Origin of the sequence: Antiquaquibacter oligotrophicus, from assembly GCF_020535405.1 — a bacterium.
GTDB classification, from domain to species: domain Bacteria; phylum Actinomycetota; class Actinomycetes; order Actinomycetales; family Microbacteriaceae; genus Rhodoglobus; species Rhodoglobus oligotrophicus.
Genome location: NZ_CP085036.1, coordinates 1,753,364 through 1,766,413 on the forward strand (window position 1 = coordinate 1,753,364; position 13,050 = coordinate 1,766,413).

The following is a 13,050-nucleotide window of genomic DNA, read 5'->3' on the forward strand; positions in this document are numbered from 1 at the left end:
AACCGGCAATCTCTCGCGTTTGCTGACGGTACAGTCGCACGATGATGAGGAGTACTCCGACGGCCGGTTCACGCGGTCTCACGGTGACCGGACTCATCGGCATCCTTGTGGTGGTCGTGTCCGCCCTGCTGCTCGGAGTGTCCGGTGGCGGTGCGACAGGTATCGACATTGTCTGGTTCGACGTGCTCGCCGCTCACCGGTGGCAGCCCCTCGAGTCCGCAGCGCTCGCGTTGAACTACGTCGGCGGAACACTCTCGATGACCATCGTGACGATTGTGGTCGTGGTGGTGCTCCTCGTCCTTCGCCGAGTGCGTGAGGCCATCGTCATCGGTGGGAGTGTCGCCATCGCGACTGCGATCTCGACCATGATCAAGCTGTCGTTGGGCAGGCCGCGCCCGCCCGGGGCGCTCGCCGAGGTGGAGACGAGTTCCTTCCCCTCCGGCCATACGACGGCTGCTGCAGCGTTGACGATTGCGGTCGCGTTGCTCGTCGACCGGCTCTGGATGTGGGTGCTCGCCGTCGCGTGGGTGCTCGCGATGGCGTTCAGTCGCACCTACCTGCTTGTGCACTGGGCGACGGATGTCACGGCCGGTGCCATTCTCGGTGCATCCGTCGCCCTCGTGGTGTTTGCCGCGGTGCAGGGGTTGCTCGCGCGGCGGGCCCGAGTCACACCGTCGGCTGCGGTTTAGCGATCAGGTCGAGCACAACACGCTCGAGACCGTCGAGGCCCGCCGAGTCACGGATGTCGGCTCCGATTGCAGCGCTCGCGTTGCGGTACGACGGGGTGGCAAGCACGGTGCGGACGGCCTCGCGGATGCGTTCCGGGCTTGGCCGGTCGCTGCGCAGGTTGATGCCGGCGCCCGACCACTGCACACGCGCGCTCACCTCGGTTTTGTCTTCGGTCATGCCGGCGACGATGAGTGGCACGCCGTTTTCCATGGCGTAGTGGACGCCACCGTATCCGCCGTTGGTGATGTAGACGTCGGTGAGGGGCAGCAGTTTGTCGTAGGGAAGGTACGTGGCGGCTCGAGCATTCGCCGGCAGAGCGAGGCCATCGAGTGCCCGGCCGCCGGTGCTCACGACAACGAGCACGGGCTCGTCGGCGAGTGCCGCGAGGGTTGGCTCGATGAGTGCGCTCAGGTCCTGGTTGGCCACGGTGCCCTGTGTCACGTGCACAACGTGCTGGGCGGCCGCGACATCCGGCCACCATTCGGGCAGATCGCCTTCGCTTGCTGTCGTGCGCCCCATGGGGCCGACGAAGTGGACGGTCTCGGGGAGGTCGCTGCGCGGGTACTCGAATGAGGGCACCGTGAATTGCACGATCGCGTCGGCCATACTCGGCCAGTTGAGCACGAAGGTCGTGAGCTGTTTACCGGTGATGCGCTGCGCCATCTCGACGGCGGCGGTCTGCAGCGGGGCGAAGATGACCTTCTCGGCGAGCAGTCGCATCACACGGTTGCGGAGTCGGCCGATCGCGCCGGGTCGCGGGGGGATGCCGAGGCCGAACGGTGCGGTGTCGACGCTGGTGATGCCGAGCGGGATGATGCCGAGGTTGACGATCGCGGGGCGCTTGTCGCGCGGGCGCTGGAGGAGGGCCAGCGCACCGATGAACATGCTCTCGACGAGCACCGCGTCGGTGGACTCAGCCGCGACCGCTTCATCAACGGCGGCGACCTGAAGGGGGCCAGGCTCGATGAAGATGTGCTCGAGGTCGTAGCGGATGCCCGCCGGACCCTTGAGGCCGACGCGGCCCGGGAAGGCCGCGTCCATGTTGCGGTCGTCGTAGTCGGCGCCGGAGGGGAGCCCGATCCACGTGGCACCGGTCGCTTCGACGGCGGCGCGATAGCGGGTGCCGGTGAGGAACCGAACTCGGTGGCCGCGGCTGACGAGGAAGCGGGAGACGGACAGGAGGGGAAGCACGTGCCCGTGAACGGGTGTGCTGCAGATGAGGAAGGAAGACATGGTGACCTTTGGACAGAGAACGTTGCGGGGTAGACTGTTGGCTACACCGCAAGAGTATTACTTACACCGTGAGGAAAGTCAATATGCGAGCATACGAATCGCCCCTTCGTAGTGCCCAGGCCGCGCAAACCCGCACCAGGATTCTCGAGGCGGCGGGAGCTCTGTTCGCGGAGGCCGGATATTCCGGGACGTCACTCGCCCAGATCGCCGCGCGTGCCGGCGTCTCGGTCGAGACGGTCAAGCTTCACGGGCCCAAAAGTTCGCTGCTCATCGCCGCCTTCGATCAAGCGTTCACCGGGCAGGAAGGCGAGGGCGCGATCCACGAGCGAGACCTCGGCCGGGAACTCGCGGCGGCCCCCGATGACGCGCTTCTCGAGGGCTACATCGGTTTCATCGCCGAGGCCAACGTCCGAGCCAGCGAACTGTGGCTCACCGTGCAAACCGCCGCTCTCTCCGACCCCGCTATCCGGGCAGCGCACGACGCGGTCCAGTCGAGGAGGCGCTCCGACTTCGACCAGTCCATCGTTCTTTTCCGCGAGCGCGGTCTGCTGCACTCGACGCGTCCGCCCGGCGAACTCGCCGCCGCGCTCTCGTTCCTCGTGTCCCCGTCGAGCTACCTCGAACTCGTCGTCGGCTCGGGGTGGACCCTTCAGACGTACAAGGAGTGGTTGGCCGACACGATTCGCCGCGTCATCCTGAACTGAGGGAACTTTTCCCAGCAACTCGGTGTTGACTCCAACGAGGGCCGCAGCCAGCGGCTCACCCAAGGAGCGAAACCCCATGACCACCACCTATCGCAAAGATCCTGACGCGGTCGCGAACCTCACGCCGGAGCAGTACGCGGTCACCCAGCAGGACGCGACGGAGCCCGCCTTCCGCAACGAGTTTTGGAACAACCACGACGACGGCATCTACGTCGACGTCGTCTCCGGCGAGCCCCTCTTCTCGTCGACCGACAAGTTCGACAGCGGCTCGGGCTGGCCGAGCTTCACTCGTCCCATCGATCCCGCCAACGTCGTCCGCAACGAGGACCGCAGTTACGGGATGGTGCGCACCGAGGTGCGTTCGTCTGGCGGCGACAGCCACCTCGGCCATCTCTTCCCGGATGGGCCACGCGACCAGGGCGGATTGCGCTACTGCATCAACTCGGCGGCACTTCGGTTCATCCCGGTGGACCAGCTCGAGACCGAGGGCTACGGTGACTTCCGCAGCCTGTTCACTACGAAGGAGGCCTGATCATGGCGACCGAGACAGCGATTCTTGCCGGCGGATGTTTCTGGGGAGCCCAGCAGCTCCTGCGCCGCCGCCCGGGAGTCATCTCCACCCGCGTCGGCTACTCCGGCGGCGACACCCCCAACGCGACCTACCGCAACCACGGCGACCACGCCGAGGCGGTCGAGATCGAGTTCGACCCCGAGGTGATCTCCTACCGCGACATCCTGGAGTTCTTCTTCCAGATCCACGACCCGTCGACGAAGGACCGTCAGGGCAACGACATCGGTCGTAGCTACCGCTCCGCGATCTACTACGAGAACGAGGAGCAGAAGCGTGTCGCCCTCGACACGATCGCCGACGTCGACGCGTCAGGTCTGTGGCCCGGCAAGGTCGTCACCGAGGTCGAGCCAGCGGGCGACTTCTGGCAGGCCGAGGAGGAGCACCAGGACTACCTCGAGAAGTACCCGAACGGCTACACATGCCACTACGTTCGCCCGAACTGGAAGCTGCCGCAGCGCCAGTCCGCCTGACGATGACCGTCGAAAATGCCCGCCGAACTGGATTCGGCGGGCATTTTTGTGTCACACGCGGGATCCGCGCCCGTCTCCCGCCTGAGCGGTCGCAGCCCAGCTGGCGAGCAGACCGAGGGCCTCGCGGGAACGGCTCGCGGGTTCGGTCGAGTACACAAAAAGCGTCTGGTGTTGGTCACCGGGGAGCGACAGGGACTCGTACTGCACGGTGAGGTCGCCGACGATCGGATGCCGCAGCCGCTTCGATCCGTAGGTGCGCTGGAACACGCGGTGCTCCCCCCACCACTGGCGAAACTCGGGGCTCGCCTCGGCGAGCGCGGAGACGAGTTCCTGGGTTGCACGGTCATCCGGATCGTTTCCCGCCTCGAGCCGAAGGCTCTCCACGGCGGCCCTCGCTTGTACGTCCCAGTCGAGGAAGAGCTGCCGCGCGTCGTCGCTCAGGAGCATCCACTTCGCGTAGTTGCGGTCGGCAGCGGGCATCCTGTCGAAATCGACGAACAGGGCCCTTGCGAGTCGGTTGCTCGCGAGCACATCCGATCGTCGTCCGAGCACGATGGCCGGCTGCCCTTCGAGCGAGTCGAGAAACTGGTGGAGGGCTGGGCGCACTCGTTGAACGGGAGAGACCCGACGGGTTCGCGCGAGCGGCGAGTGCCCGATGAGATCGCGAAGGTGTGAGCGGCCAGCATCATCCAGCCCGAGCGCGTCCGCAATCGCGTCGACGACACTCTCGGAGGGAACGATGCGCCGACCCTGTTCGAGGCGCGCGTAGTAATCGGCGGAGACGCCAGCCAGCACCGCAACTTCCTCGCGGCGCAGTCCAGGGACGCGGCGAATCCGGCCGTCGGCGGGGAGTCCCGTCCCTGCGGGGTCCACCGCAGCACGTGCGCGCCGCAAGAAGTCGGCGAGTTCGCGATTGGTGTCTGCCATGGTCCGATTCTCGCTCAGCTCCGCCGTTCCGTGCCTGGGTCGCTCAGTCCTAGTCAGCCGCGACCTCGTCACGAGAGGGCTCGGGGTGGCCCTCCGGACGGCCACCGACGGTCCAACACTGGAATCACGGATTTCGAGAAAGGACACACCATGACCTACCCCACCACTCACCCAGCAACCTGGTTCGTGACCGGCGCCTCGCGCGGACTCGGTCTCGAACTGGTCCGGCAGATCCTCGACAGGGGCGACAACGTGACGGCGACAAGCAGGTCGGCCGAGCGCCTCGTCGCGGCGCTCGATGGCAGCGACACCTCGCGCCTGCTCGCCCTCGAGGTGGACCTTCGCGACGAGCAGGCCGTCTCGGCGGCGATCACCGCCACGATCGAGCGTTTCGGCGACCTCGACGTTGTCGTCAACAATGCCGGCTACGGCTTCCTTGCCGCGGTCGAAGAGGTGACGGATGCCCAGGCCAGGGACATGTTCGACGTGCAGCTCTTCGGTGCCTGGAACGTGCTCCGCTCGGCGCTGCCCACCTTCCGCGCGAAGCGCAGCGGACACATCATCAACGTCTCGTCGATCGTCGGTCTTGTCGCGTTCCCCGGGTGGGGCCTCTACGCCGCAGGCAAGTTCGCCATCGAGGGGCTGAGTGCCTCGCTCGCCGGCGAAGTCGCGGGCCTCGGTATCGACGTGACGATCGTCGAGCCCGGGTACCTTCGTACCGACTTCCTCAAGCCCGTGTCGCTCGGTGTCGCGAGCACCGAGATTGAGGGCTACGAGGCGATCCGCGAGATGACGGCAGCGCACCAGGCGATGCCGGGCACGCAGCTCGGTGACCCCGTGCGGGCGGCGGCAGCCATCGTCGACGTCGCGGTGTCGGGCGCCGCGCCGCTGCACCAGCTCCTCGGATCGGATTCCTACGCAATCGCGACGGGCGCGCTGAAGGGCCTCGCTGAAGAGTTCGAGGCCGGCCACGCGCGCGCGATCACCACGGACATCCCCGGTGTGAACTAGTCACGAGCATCCGCGGGGTCGGCTCTCAGGAGCCGGCCCCGTCGGGTGTGATGACAACGAGAGGCGCATCGGCTGGTACTTCGATTTTCGGGAACCGCGAGCGATAGGCCCCGGATGCCCGCTCCCACCCCGCGGAACCACCCGGCACCACCTGCCCGACGCCCGCCAGCCACACCCCGTCGCGGAGCACCTCGACGGCGGCGGGATCGCGGAGGTTGCGCCACCACTTTTTGGTCTCGTGCTTGCTCGGCCACACGACGTACTCGTTGTCCAGCGGCGCGTACTGCACGGGCAGCTCGTGCACTGCTCCCGTGCGGCGCCCCCGCACGCGCAGTCCGATGAGGGTGGGGCCGAGCATCCGGTGTACGCGCGACTCGAGGAGCGTCAGTGTCGCGCGGCCGGAGGCCGACTCGCCCGCGACGAGAGGAGCGGCGAGTCCGCTCACGAGTCCGAGGAGAGCACCCGCTGCGGCTCCCGTGGCGCTCGCCGTGATGATGATCGCGGCTGGCGCCCAACTCTCGTCTGGCGCGGTCGCACCCGCGAAGATGATGACCATGGCGGGTGCCCACGCCGCAGCCGAGATCCCCACCCACCGCCACGGGTAGGGGGCTTTCCTGCGTAACACGAAGGATTGTCCCGTACCCAGTACCGCGCCCATGATCGCCCCGAGCAGCAGTGCACCACCGAGGATGACCCACCACGGCGGTCCATCTCCCGAACCGCCCGCGAGCTGCGACGGCACGGATGCTGCGGCCCAGCCCACTCCGGCGATCGCGACAGTGACGATGGCCCACGCCGCGGCGCTCGCGCCCGGCAGCCAGCGCCGCAGGACAACACCTTGCAGCACCCCCAGGGCGGTTCCTTCGACGAGTCCTCCCGCGACGATGATGAACAGTGCGAGCCAGGGTGACGGGACGGTCGCGGCGAGAAGTGCCGCGGTGGCTGCAGCCGTCATGCCGATCGTCTCCGCGAGAGTGCACGCCGCGACCCACCTCCCCAGTGGCAGGACGCGGCGTGCGTCCGAACCCGTCACCGACGGAAGAGGCGACCTGTCACGCCTGTCGGTCGGATCCGGAGATAGGTGCGCCCCAGTCCCGGGGCCCAGGCCCACACGGGTTCTGCGCTCGCGGTGCGGATCTCGTCGGCATCTGCCACCACCTCGGCGACACCGGTCACGACGACACTCCACGCGCCGAGGGAGTTGACGTCGTCGACCTCGAACGCGACGTGGGGGTTGAGGAGGATGTCATCGACCTTGGTGCCGTGTTCCGTGCGGACGAGGATTCCGTCGTCGTCGGCGAGGAAGTTCACGGGAAAGACGTCGGGATGATTGTCGACGCTCACGGCGAGGCGTCCGAAACTCTTGCTGCGGAGGCGGCTCCACGATTCCTGCTCGTCGAGCACAGACGTGTGCGTTGGGGAAACCATGGTGTGCAGTCTTGCGGGGTCGCTCGCGGGTTCGAAGGGTCGAAGGTCCCGTCGAGATTAGCCGCGCGCCATCGCAGTTGGTGTGTCGGTTGCGCGCGCGTCTCGCGCAGCCAGGACTCGACGCCCCGCTCGCAGACTGTTCAGGATCGCGATCACATCGATGACTTCCTGAAGGCTCGCCCCGATGATCGCCGGCAGCACTCCGGTTGTGGCCACGAGCATGAGTGCAACACTCAGCCCGATCCCGATTCCGATGCTCTGGTAGGCGATTCGGATGGTGCGCTGCGCGAGAGCCATGACGTCGGCCGCGCGACCGATGTCCTCAACGAGGATGACGGCGTCGGCCGATTCGCTTGCTGCCGTGGCGCCTCGAGCGCCCATCGCGATGCCGACATCGGCCGCGGCAAGAACGGGTGCATCGTTGACTCCGTCGCCGACCATCATGACGGGGCGCGGCTCGAGTCGGCTCACGGCCTCGACCTTTCCCGCCGGGAGCAGGGCAGAGCGCACCTCGTCCACACCCGTCAGCTCGGCGATGCGTTCCGCGGTCTCCTGGGCGTCACCGGTGAGCATGACGGTGCGGCGAATGCCCAGCCCACGCAACCGTCGCAGGGTGGCGGATGCCTCGGGCCGAACCTCATCGGAGAGCACAATCCTCCCCAGCAGCCGGCCGTCGCGGGAGACGTAGACCGCGGTCTCGCCCGGCGCGAGCGGAGGGAACGTGTCATCCGCTCCGGGGTCGACGAATGACCGTTTGCCGGCACGCACCTCGTGCTCCGCGACCGTTCCCCGCACACCTTCCGCGACAACTTCGGTGACCCCGGCAGCGCCGAGCACCGGCAGTCCTCGTCGGTTGCTCTCCGCCACAATTGCGGTGGCGAGCACGTGCACGGAGTCTTCCTCGACGGCCGCACCGGCTGCCACCAGATCGTCGTCGGTTCCGTGCACGGCCTCCACACGATCCACCTCGGGTGTTCCCCGCGTCAGGGTGCCGGTTTTGTCGAATGCAGCGCTTCGTGCTCGCGCGAGTTGCTCGAGCACGCCGCCGCCCTTCACGATGACGCCCTCGCTCGCCGACCTGCTCATCCCGGCGATGAACGCAACGGGGGTGGCGATAAGGAGTGGGCACGGTGTGGCGACGACGAGTACCTCCGCGAAGCGGGACGGCTCCCCCGAGACGAGCCACGCGATCCCTCCGATCGCGAAGGCGACAAGCGTGAAGGGAGCAGCGACGCGGTCGGCAAGTCGCACGAAGGGCGCCTTGCTGTCGGCCGCGGATCGAACCAGGTCGACGATGGTTTGATACTGGCTGTCGGCAGCCGTGGCCGCCGCGCGGAGCCGCACGAGGGCTCCGCCGTTGACGACCCCGCTCAGTACGGTGTCGCCGCCGACACGCGTGACGGGCAGGCTCTCACCCGTGATGGACGACTCGTCGAACGACGCCCGGTCGCTGAGGATGATGCCGTCGACGGGCACGACCTCGCCCGGTCGTACCTCGAGTTCATCGCCGACGCTGACCGCGTCGACGGGGATATCGCCTCGAGCAGCGTGAGCCATGACGGGGGCGCGCTTGAGGAGAGCGCTCAGTTCGCTCCGTGCCCGGTGGGCAGCGTAATCTTCGAGCGCCTCACCACCGGTGAGCATGAGTACAACAACGAGTGCCGCCCAATAGTCACCGAGGGCCACCGTGCTCGCGATCGCGGCGACCGCGAGGATGTCGATTCCCCAACTGCCGGAGCGCAGCGAGCGCACCATGGCCACGGCGCTGCGCGCGGCGACGAGTACAGCGAACGCGCTCTCAATCCAGCGCACGACCGGGGATGCCGGGGTGGCGGTGAGCACCAGTGCGGTGAGCCCCACGACAACGGTGGCGCTTACCCACGGGTAGCGCAGCGCGAGTGTTCCCACCCGCCGCCAGGTCATGCGCGCGCGATCAGGACGGGCGAGTTGAGGTTCAGCAACACCTCGTGGGTGGTCGACCCGAGGTAACCGGCTCTGGCGGTGTCGGCGCGTGTCGCTCCGAGGACGAGCAATCCGGCGGATCGGCTCGCGTCGAGTAGCGCCTCCGCGGGGCGCCGTCGCGACACGCGGCGGCGAATGACCAGTGCCGGATGGATGTCCGCTGCCAGGGCCGCGGCATCCGCGAGGAGACGTTGCCCTCCGTCGCCGGGCGCTGCGTTCACGAGCGACAGCTCATTGCCCACGTGGGCTGCCTCCTGGGCCCCTCGCGTCACGGCCACCTCCCACGGTGTTCCTTCGGCAACCCCCACAACGACCCCGCGCCGTGCGGTCACGGGTGTGTCGGGGATGACCGCGACAGAACTCGTGGCTGTCGAGGCTACAACCACGCTCCGCGTTCCGAGAACCCTTCCCGAGAGGTAGCCGGTCTTGTGGGTTCCCACCACGAGCAGGTCTCCGGGTTCGGCAGACACGGCGAGCTCCCACGCCGTGCTGCCCTGGCGGATGCTGGTCGTGATCGGTGCATCGGGGGCACACCGTCGGGCGACCTCGAGTGCGTCCGCGAGGAGGCCGTTCGCGCCGCGCCGGGCATCGTCCGCGTAATCCTCACCAAGCTGGCCCCATTCGCCGTCGACAACGTGGACGAGTTCGAGGGCTTCATGGTCGCGTGCGGAGCGTTTTGCCGCCCACGTGATGGCTGCTCGACTGGGTCCCGAGCCGTCGACGCCGACCCTGATGGTCATAGAAGCTCCTCGTCAAGGATCTCGGGAAGAACGGTGATGGGTCCGCCGGGTGCCGGCACGACGAGAACGGGTGCCGGCAGGTTGAGGATGACGTCGTGGCTCGTCGAGCCGAGGATGAGACTTCCGAGGGCTCCGCGGCCGTGCGTCCCCACGATGACCAGGCCGGAGCTGCGGCCACGGTCGACGATGGCCTCGGCGGCCGATCCCGACTCCAGGGCGAGCTCGACGGGCACACCCGGATGGGCACGACGAACTCGATCGGCGGCATTCTCGGCGACCTCTTTTGTCACGTCGTAGAACTCGGCGGCGACCGCGCGGTCGTGACCGAACGCCTCGGTCCACGAGGTGACGATCGTGAGCGCTCCACCGCGGTGCGCAGCCTCACGCCCGGCGCGATCGAGTGCGCGGTCTGCCGTCTCGTCGTCCGTCCACCCGACCACCACGTCACTCGGGCCGTCGACCCACCCGCGCGGCACAACCGCAACGGTGCACTGAGCCCTGCCCGCGATGCGCAGCGCGAGTGTTCCGAGCACCACACCCGATACGGCACCCACCGGTGTCGACTCGACGACCAGGAGGTCGGCACGTCGAGACACCGAAAGGAGAACGTCGGCGACCGGTCCGCGCCGCACGCTCACGGTTACCGGGACCTCCGGCACTCTGGCGCGGGTGACACCGGCGATGCGTTCGAGTGCACGTCGAGCCTCGTCGGGGGCGCCCCGGCGCGGCAACACCGTGAGGATCTCGAGCGTCATCGCCGTCTCCCGGGCTCGAACGATGGCCCACTCCAGTGCGGAATGCTCGTTGCCGTGCCGTTCGGTGTTCACGGCGACTATGACCTTGTCCATCCTCCACCTCCACGTTCGGTTGTGTCAGACTGGCTCCGTTCGGCTCGGCGCGGCAGAGCCGAAGGTCCCGCGCCCTGGGGGCGCATCCGCAGGAGGTCGCGATAGTGGATGACGCGGAAGGCCTGACTTTTCCGGACGGCCCTCGAACCGAACTGGATTCGTCGCTCGCACGGCTCGTCCAGTCGGCTCAGGAGGTGCTCGCCACCCAGGGTCGGCTCCGCAACCTCCTGAAGGCCACACGGTCTGTTGCCGGCGAGATCGAACTTGCGGCCGTGCTCCGCACGATCGTGGAGGCCGCCGTCGATCTTGTCGGTGCCCGGTACGGCGCCGTCGGTGTCATCGGTCCCGACGGGATGCTGGAGCAATTCATCCACGTCGGGATGCCCGACGACCTCGTGGCCCACATCGGTCACCTTCCCCAAGGTCACGGGCTCCTCGGCGCCCTGATCGAAGAACAGCAACCCATCCGGCTGCCCGATATCGCGGCAGACCCACGCTCGAGCGGCTTCCCGGCCGGGCATCCGCCCATGACGACCTTTCTCGGTGTCCCCATTCGCGTACGAGGCGAGACGTACGGAAACCTCTACCTCGCCGAGCACGAGGGTGGTCCGTTCAGTGCAGAGGACGAGGAGTTGCTCGTGGCGCTCGCGGCAACGGCCGGTGCCGCCATCGATCACGCCCGATTGTTCGACGAGAGTAGACGGCGCGAGCGGTGGACCGCGGCATCGGCGGAAGTGACCGCGGCCCTTCTGTCGGATGATTCGGAGCAATCCCTCGCGGTGCTCGCCGATCGGGTGGCCCTGCTTGCCGACGCGGACACGGTGTGTGTTGTCCTTCCGGCCGCGGAGGGGCGATTGCGGGTCGACGTCGTCCGCGGCGACGCTGCTGACACGCTCGTCGGCCTAGTGTTCGCCGCCGACGGCACACTCGCCGGTCGCGCGCAGGAGAGCGGTCACCCCCACCTCACCGATGTCGGCGACCCGCTGGATCCGCTGGCCCTCGGCCCGACGATGGCGCTGCCGATTGCGATTCCGGGCGAGCGTGGCGGGGTGCTCACGGTCTCTCGCGCCGCGGGTCGACCGCGGTTCGCGACGAGTGATCTCACGCTCGCCGCGGATTTTGCCGCGCAAGCGAGTGTGGGGCTTCGGCTTGCGAGCGCGCAGGCCGACCGCCGCACGATCGCGATGCTCGAGGACCGTTCGCGCATCGCGCGCGATCTCCACGACAACGTCATTCAGCGCCTCTTTGCTGCCGGACTTTCGCTACAGGCGCTCGCCGGGAGTGTCGACGGCGCGACTCGCGCGCGACTCGCCGAGCAAGTGGATGCCCTCGATGCCGCTATTGCCGACATCCGCACGGCGATCTTCACCATGACCTCGAGCAACGCCGACGAGCGTCCGTCGCTGCGCCACCGCGTCATCGACCTCATGGGGGAGTTGGGGGAGGCCTTTCCCGAATCACCGCGTCTGACGTTCTCCGGTGCGGTTGATCTTCTGGTCACGCAGGACCTCGCAGACGATATGGTCGCCGTTCTGCGGGAAGCGCTGAGCAATGCGGCGCGCCACGCAGAGGCGAACGACGTGTGGGTGCGTATCTCTGCCCTCGATGGCGTCGCGAGTGTTGTGGTCGAGGACGACGGAGTTGGAATACCCGCGACCTTGCAACGTTCCAGCGGTACGGCGAACCTCGATGCTCGTGCGCGTTCGCGCGGCGGAGAGTTCACGCTGGGCACGCGGGAGCCGCGCGGTAGCGTGGTGCGATGGGCAGTCCCCCTGGAGGGCGAATGATTCGTGTGTTCCTCGTCGACGATCACGAGATCGTGCGTCGCGGTGTCGCCGACCTCATCAACGCAGGGAACGACCTCGAGGTGGTTGGCGAGGCCTCGACCGTGCGCGAGGCGAAGGGGCGGATCGCGGCGACAAGGCCCGACGTCGCCGTTCTCGATGTGCAGCTCCCCGACGGCAACGGGGTCGACCTCTGCCGAGACGTCCGTTCGGCAGACCCGACCGTGCAGTGCCTCATGCTCACAGCCTTTGCCGACGACGAAGCGAGCCGCACCGCCGTCCTTGCCGGTGCTGCTGGCTACGTTTTGAAGGACATCCGAGGTCAGGGTCTTCTCGATGGCATCAGGCGTGTCGCTCGAGGCGAACGTCTCGTGACGGCGGCGACCACCAAACGTGTTGTCGAGCACGCGACCGAGAAGGCGGCGGCGACAACGGTCGATCTCAGTTTGCGCGAACAGCAGGTGCTCCGGCTCATCGCCGATGGCCTCACCAACCGGCAGATCGGCGAGCGGCTGGAGTTGGCGGAGAAAACCGTCAAGAACTACGTGTCGGGGCTCCTCGCCAAGCTGGGGATGGAGCGCCGCACCCAGGCCGCCGTCTACGGTGCACGGCAGCGCAGCGACGACGCACGGTAACCGTGGTC

The 13,050-nt window shown here is 67.7% G+C and carries 14 protein-coding genes; 7 read left to right on the plus strand and 7 right to left on the minus strand.

What is annotated here, in order from left to right; genetic code table 11:
* Positions 1-41 precede the first annotated feature (41 nt).
* Positions 42-689, plus strand: a complete 648-nt coding sequence (locus LH407_RS08735; RefSeq protein ID WP_322134376.1) for a phosphatase PAP2 family protein — start codon at positions 42-44, stop codon at positions 687-689.
* Here the strand turns inward: LH407_RS08735 and LH407_RS08740 are convergent.
* Positions 667-1,962 (minus strand): glycosyltransferase, encoded by a 1,296-nt coding sequence (locus LH407_RS08740; RefSeq protein WP_322134375.1) that lies wholly within the window; start codon positions 1,960-1,962, stop codon positions 667-669. The two genes, LH407_RS08735 and LH407_RS08740, sit on opposite strands and share 23 nt — an antisense overlap.
* Before the next feature lie 83 nt (positions 1,963-2,045).
* Between LH407_RS08740 and LH407_RS08745 the strand changes: the two genes are divergently transcribed.
* From LH407_RS08745 to msrA, 3 genes are all read left to right on the plus strand, one after another.
* Positions 2,046-2,666: a TetR/AcrR family transcriptional regulator gene (locus tag LH407_RS08745; protein WP_322134374.1), complete on the plus strand. Its 621-nt coding sequence runs from the start codon at positions 2,046-2,048 to the stop codon at positions 2,664-2,666.
* 76 nt (positions 2,667-2,742) lie between these two features.
* A complete protein-coding gene (gene msrB, locus LH407_RS08750; protein ID WP_322134373.1) occupies positions 2,743-3,198 on the plus strand; it encodes a peptide-methionine (R)-S-oxide reductase MsrB in 456 nt (151 codons plus the stop codon).
* A 2-nt stretch (positions 3,199-3,200) separates the two neighbouring features.
* Complete coding sequence (msrA, locus tag LH407_RS08755) at positions 3,201-3,707, plus strand: peptide-methionine (S)-S-oxide reductase MsrA (protein WP_322134372.1); 507 nt, start codon at positions 3,201-3,203, stop codon at positions 3,705-3,707.
* Positions 3,708-3,758: 51 nt separating this feature from the next.
* Here msrA and LH407_RS08760 read toward each other — a convergent pair whose 3' ends face one another.
* A complete protein-coding gene (locus LH407_RS08760) occupies positions 3,759-4,634 on the minus strand; it encodes a helix-turn-helix transcriptional regulator (RefSeq protein WP_322134371.1) in 876 nt (291 codons plus the stop codon).
* Between the two features lie 150 nt (positions 4,635-4,784).
* Between LH407_RS08760 and LH407_RS08765 the strand changes: the two genes are divergently transcribed.
* Complete coding sequence (locus LH407_RS08765) at positions 4,785-5,645, plus strand: SDR family NAD(P)-dependent oxidoreductase (protein ID WP_322134370.1); 861 nt, start codon at positions 4,785-4,787, stop codon at positions 5,643-5,645.
* A 25-nt stretch (positions 5,646-5,670) separates the two neighbouring features.
* On the opposite strand, the gene LH407_RS08770 is transcribed toward LH407_RS08765, so the two are convergent.
* The 5 genes from LH407_RS08770 to LH407_RS08790 form a co-directional block, all read right to left on the minus strand.
* Positions 5,671-6,600, minus strand: a complete 930-nt coding sequence (locus LH407_RS08770; RefSeq protein WP_322134369.1) for a nitroreductase/quinone reductase family protein — start codon at positions 6,598-6,600, stop codon at positions 5,671-5,673.
* Between the two features lie 74 nt (positions 6,601-6,674).
* Entirely contained in the window at positions 6,675-7,073 is a 399-nt protein-coding gene (locus tag LH407_RS08775; protein WP_322134368.1) for a pyridoxamine 5'-phosphate oxidase family protein, read from the minus strand.
* A 57-nt stretch (positions 7,074-7,130) separates the two neighbouring features.
* Entirely contained in the window at positions 7,131-8,996 is a 1,866-nt protein-coding gene (locus LH407_RS08780) for a heavy metal translocating P-type ATPase (RefSeq protein ID WP_322134367.1), read from the minus strand.
* The gene (locus LH407_RS08785; RefSeq protein WP_322134366.1) at positions 8,993-9,775 is read right to left on the minus strand and encodes a universal stress protein; all 783 of its coding nucleotides are present in this window, start codon (positions 9,773-9,775) and stop codon (positions 8,993-8,995) included. Before LH407_RS08785 ends, LH407_RS08780 begins: the two co-directional genes overlap by 4 nt.
* Positions 9,772-10,623, minus strand: a complete 852-nt coding sequence (locus LH407_RS08790; RefSeq protein ID WP_322134365.1) for a universal stress protein — start codon at positions 10,621-10,623, stop codon at positions 9,772-9,774. Before LH407_RS08790 ends, LH407_RS08785 begins: the two co-directional genes overlap by 4 nt.
* A 104-nt stretch (positions 10,624-10,727) precedes the next feature.
* Between LH407_RS08790 and LH407_RS08795 the strand changes: the two genes are divergently transcribed.
* Together LH407_RS08795 and LH407_RS08800 are read left to right on the plus strand one after the other, a co-directional pair.
* Positions 10,728-12,410 (plus strand): sensor histidine kinase, encoded by a 1,683-nt coding sequence (locus LH407_RS08795; RefSeq protein ID WP_322134364.1) that lies wholly within the window; start codon positions 10,728-10,730, stop codon positions 12,408-12,410.
* Positions 12,383-13,042, plus strand: a complete 660-nt coding sequence (locus LH407_RS08800) for a response regulator transcription factor (protein WP_322134363.1) — start codon at positions 12,383-12,385, stop codon at positions 13,040-13,042. The genes LH407_RS08795 and LH407_RS08800 overlap by 28 nt, the downstream gene beginning before the upstream one ends.
* Positions 13,043-13,050: the final 8 nt, after the last annotated feature.

What these genes read in the sequence shown, in the direction of transcription:
- msrA (WP_322134372.1), top strand. Translation starts at nt 3,201, where the DNA reads ATGGCGACCGAGACAGCGATTCTTGCCGGCGGATGTTTCTGGGGAGCC.
- LH407_RS08745 (WP_322134374.1), top strand. Translation starts at nt 2,046, where the DNA reads ATGCGAGCATACGAATCGCCCCTTCGTAGTGCCCAGGCCGCGCAAACC.
- LH407_RS08770 (WP_322134369.1), bottom strand. Translation starts at nt 6,600, where the DNA reads ATGACGGCTGCAGCCACCGCGGCACTTCTCGCCGCGACCGTCCCGTCA.
- msrB (WP_322134373.1), top strand. Translation starts at nt 2,743, where the DNA reads ATGACCACCACCTATCGCAAAGATCCTGACGCGGTCGCGAACCTCACG.
- LH407_RS08740 (WP_322134375.1), bottom strand. Translation starts at nt 1,962, where the DNA reads ATGTCTTCCTTCCTCATCTGCAGCACACCCGTTCACGGGCACGTGCTT.
- LH407_RS08735 (WP_322134376.1), top strand. Translation starts at nt 42, where the DNA reads ATGATGAGGAGTACTCCGACGGCCGGTTCACGCGGTCTCACGGTGACC.
- LH407_RS08765 (WP_322134370.1), top strand. Translation starts at nt 4,785, where the DNA reads ATGACCTACCCCACCACTCACCCAGCAACCTGGTTCGTGACCGGCGCC.
- LH407_RS08775 (WP_322134368.1), bottom strand. Translation starts at nt 7,073, where the DNA reads ATGGTTTCCCCAACGCACACGTCTGTGCTCGACGAGCAGGAATCGTGG.
- LH407_RS08760 (WP_322134371.1), bottom strand. Translation starts at nt 4,634, where the DNA reads ATGGCAGACACCAATCGCGAACTCGCCGACTTCTTGCGGCGCGCACGT.
- LH407_RS08790 (WP_322134365.1), bottom strand. Translation starts at nt 10,623, where the DNA reads ATGGACAAGGTCATAGTCGCCGTGAACACCGAACGGCACGGCAACGAG.
- LH407_RS08785 (WP_322134366.1), bottom strand. Translation starts at nt 9,775, where the DNA reads ATGACCATCAGGGTCGGCGTCGACGGCTCGGGACCCAGTCGAGCAGCC.
- LH407_RS08800 (WP_322134363.1), top strand. Translation starts at nt 12,383, where the DNA reads ATGGGCAGTCCCCCTGGAGGGCGAATGATTCGTGTGTTCCTCGTCGAC.
- LH407_RS08780 (WP_322134367.1), bottom strand. Translation starts at nt 8,996, where the DNA reads ATGACCTGGCGGCGGGTGGGAACACTCGCGCTGCGCTACCCGTGGGTA.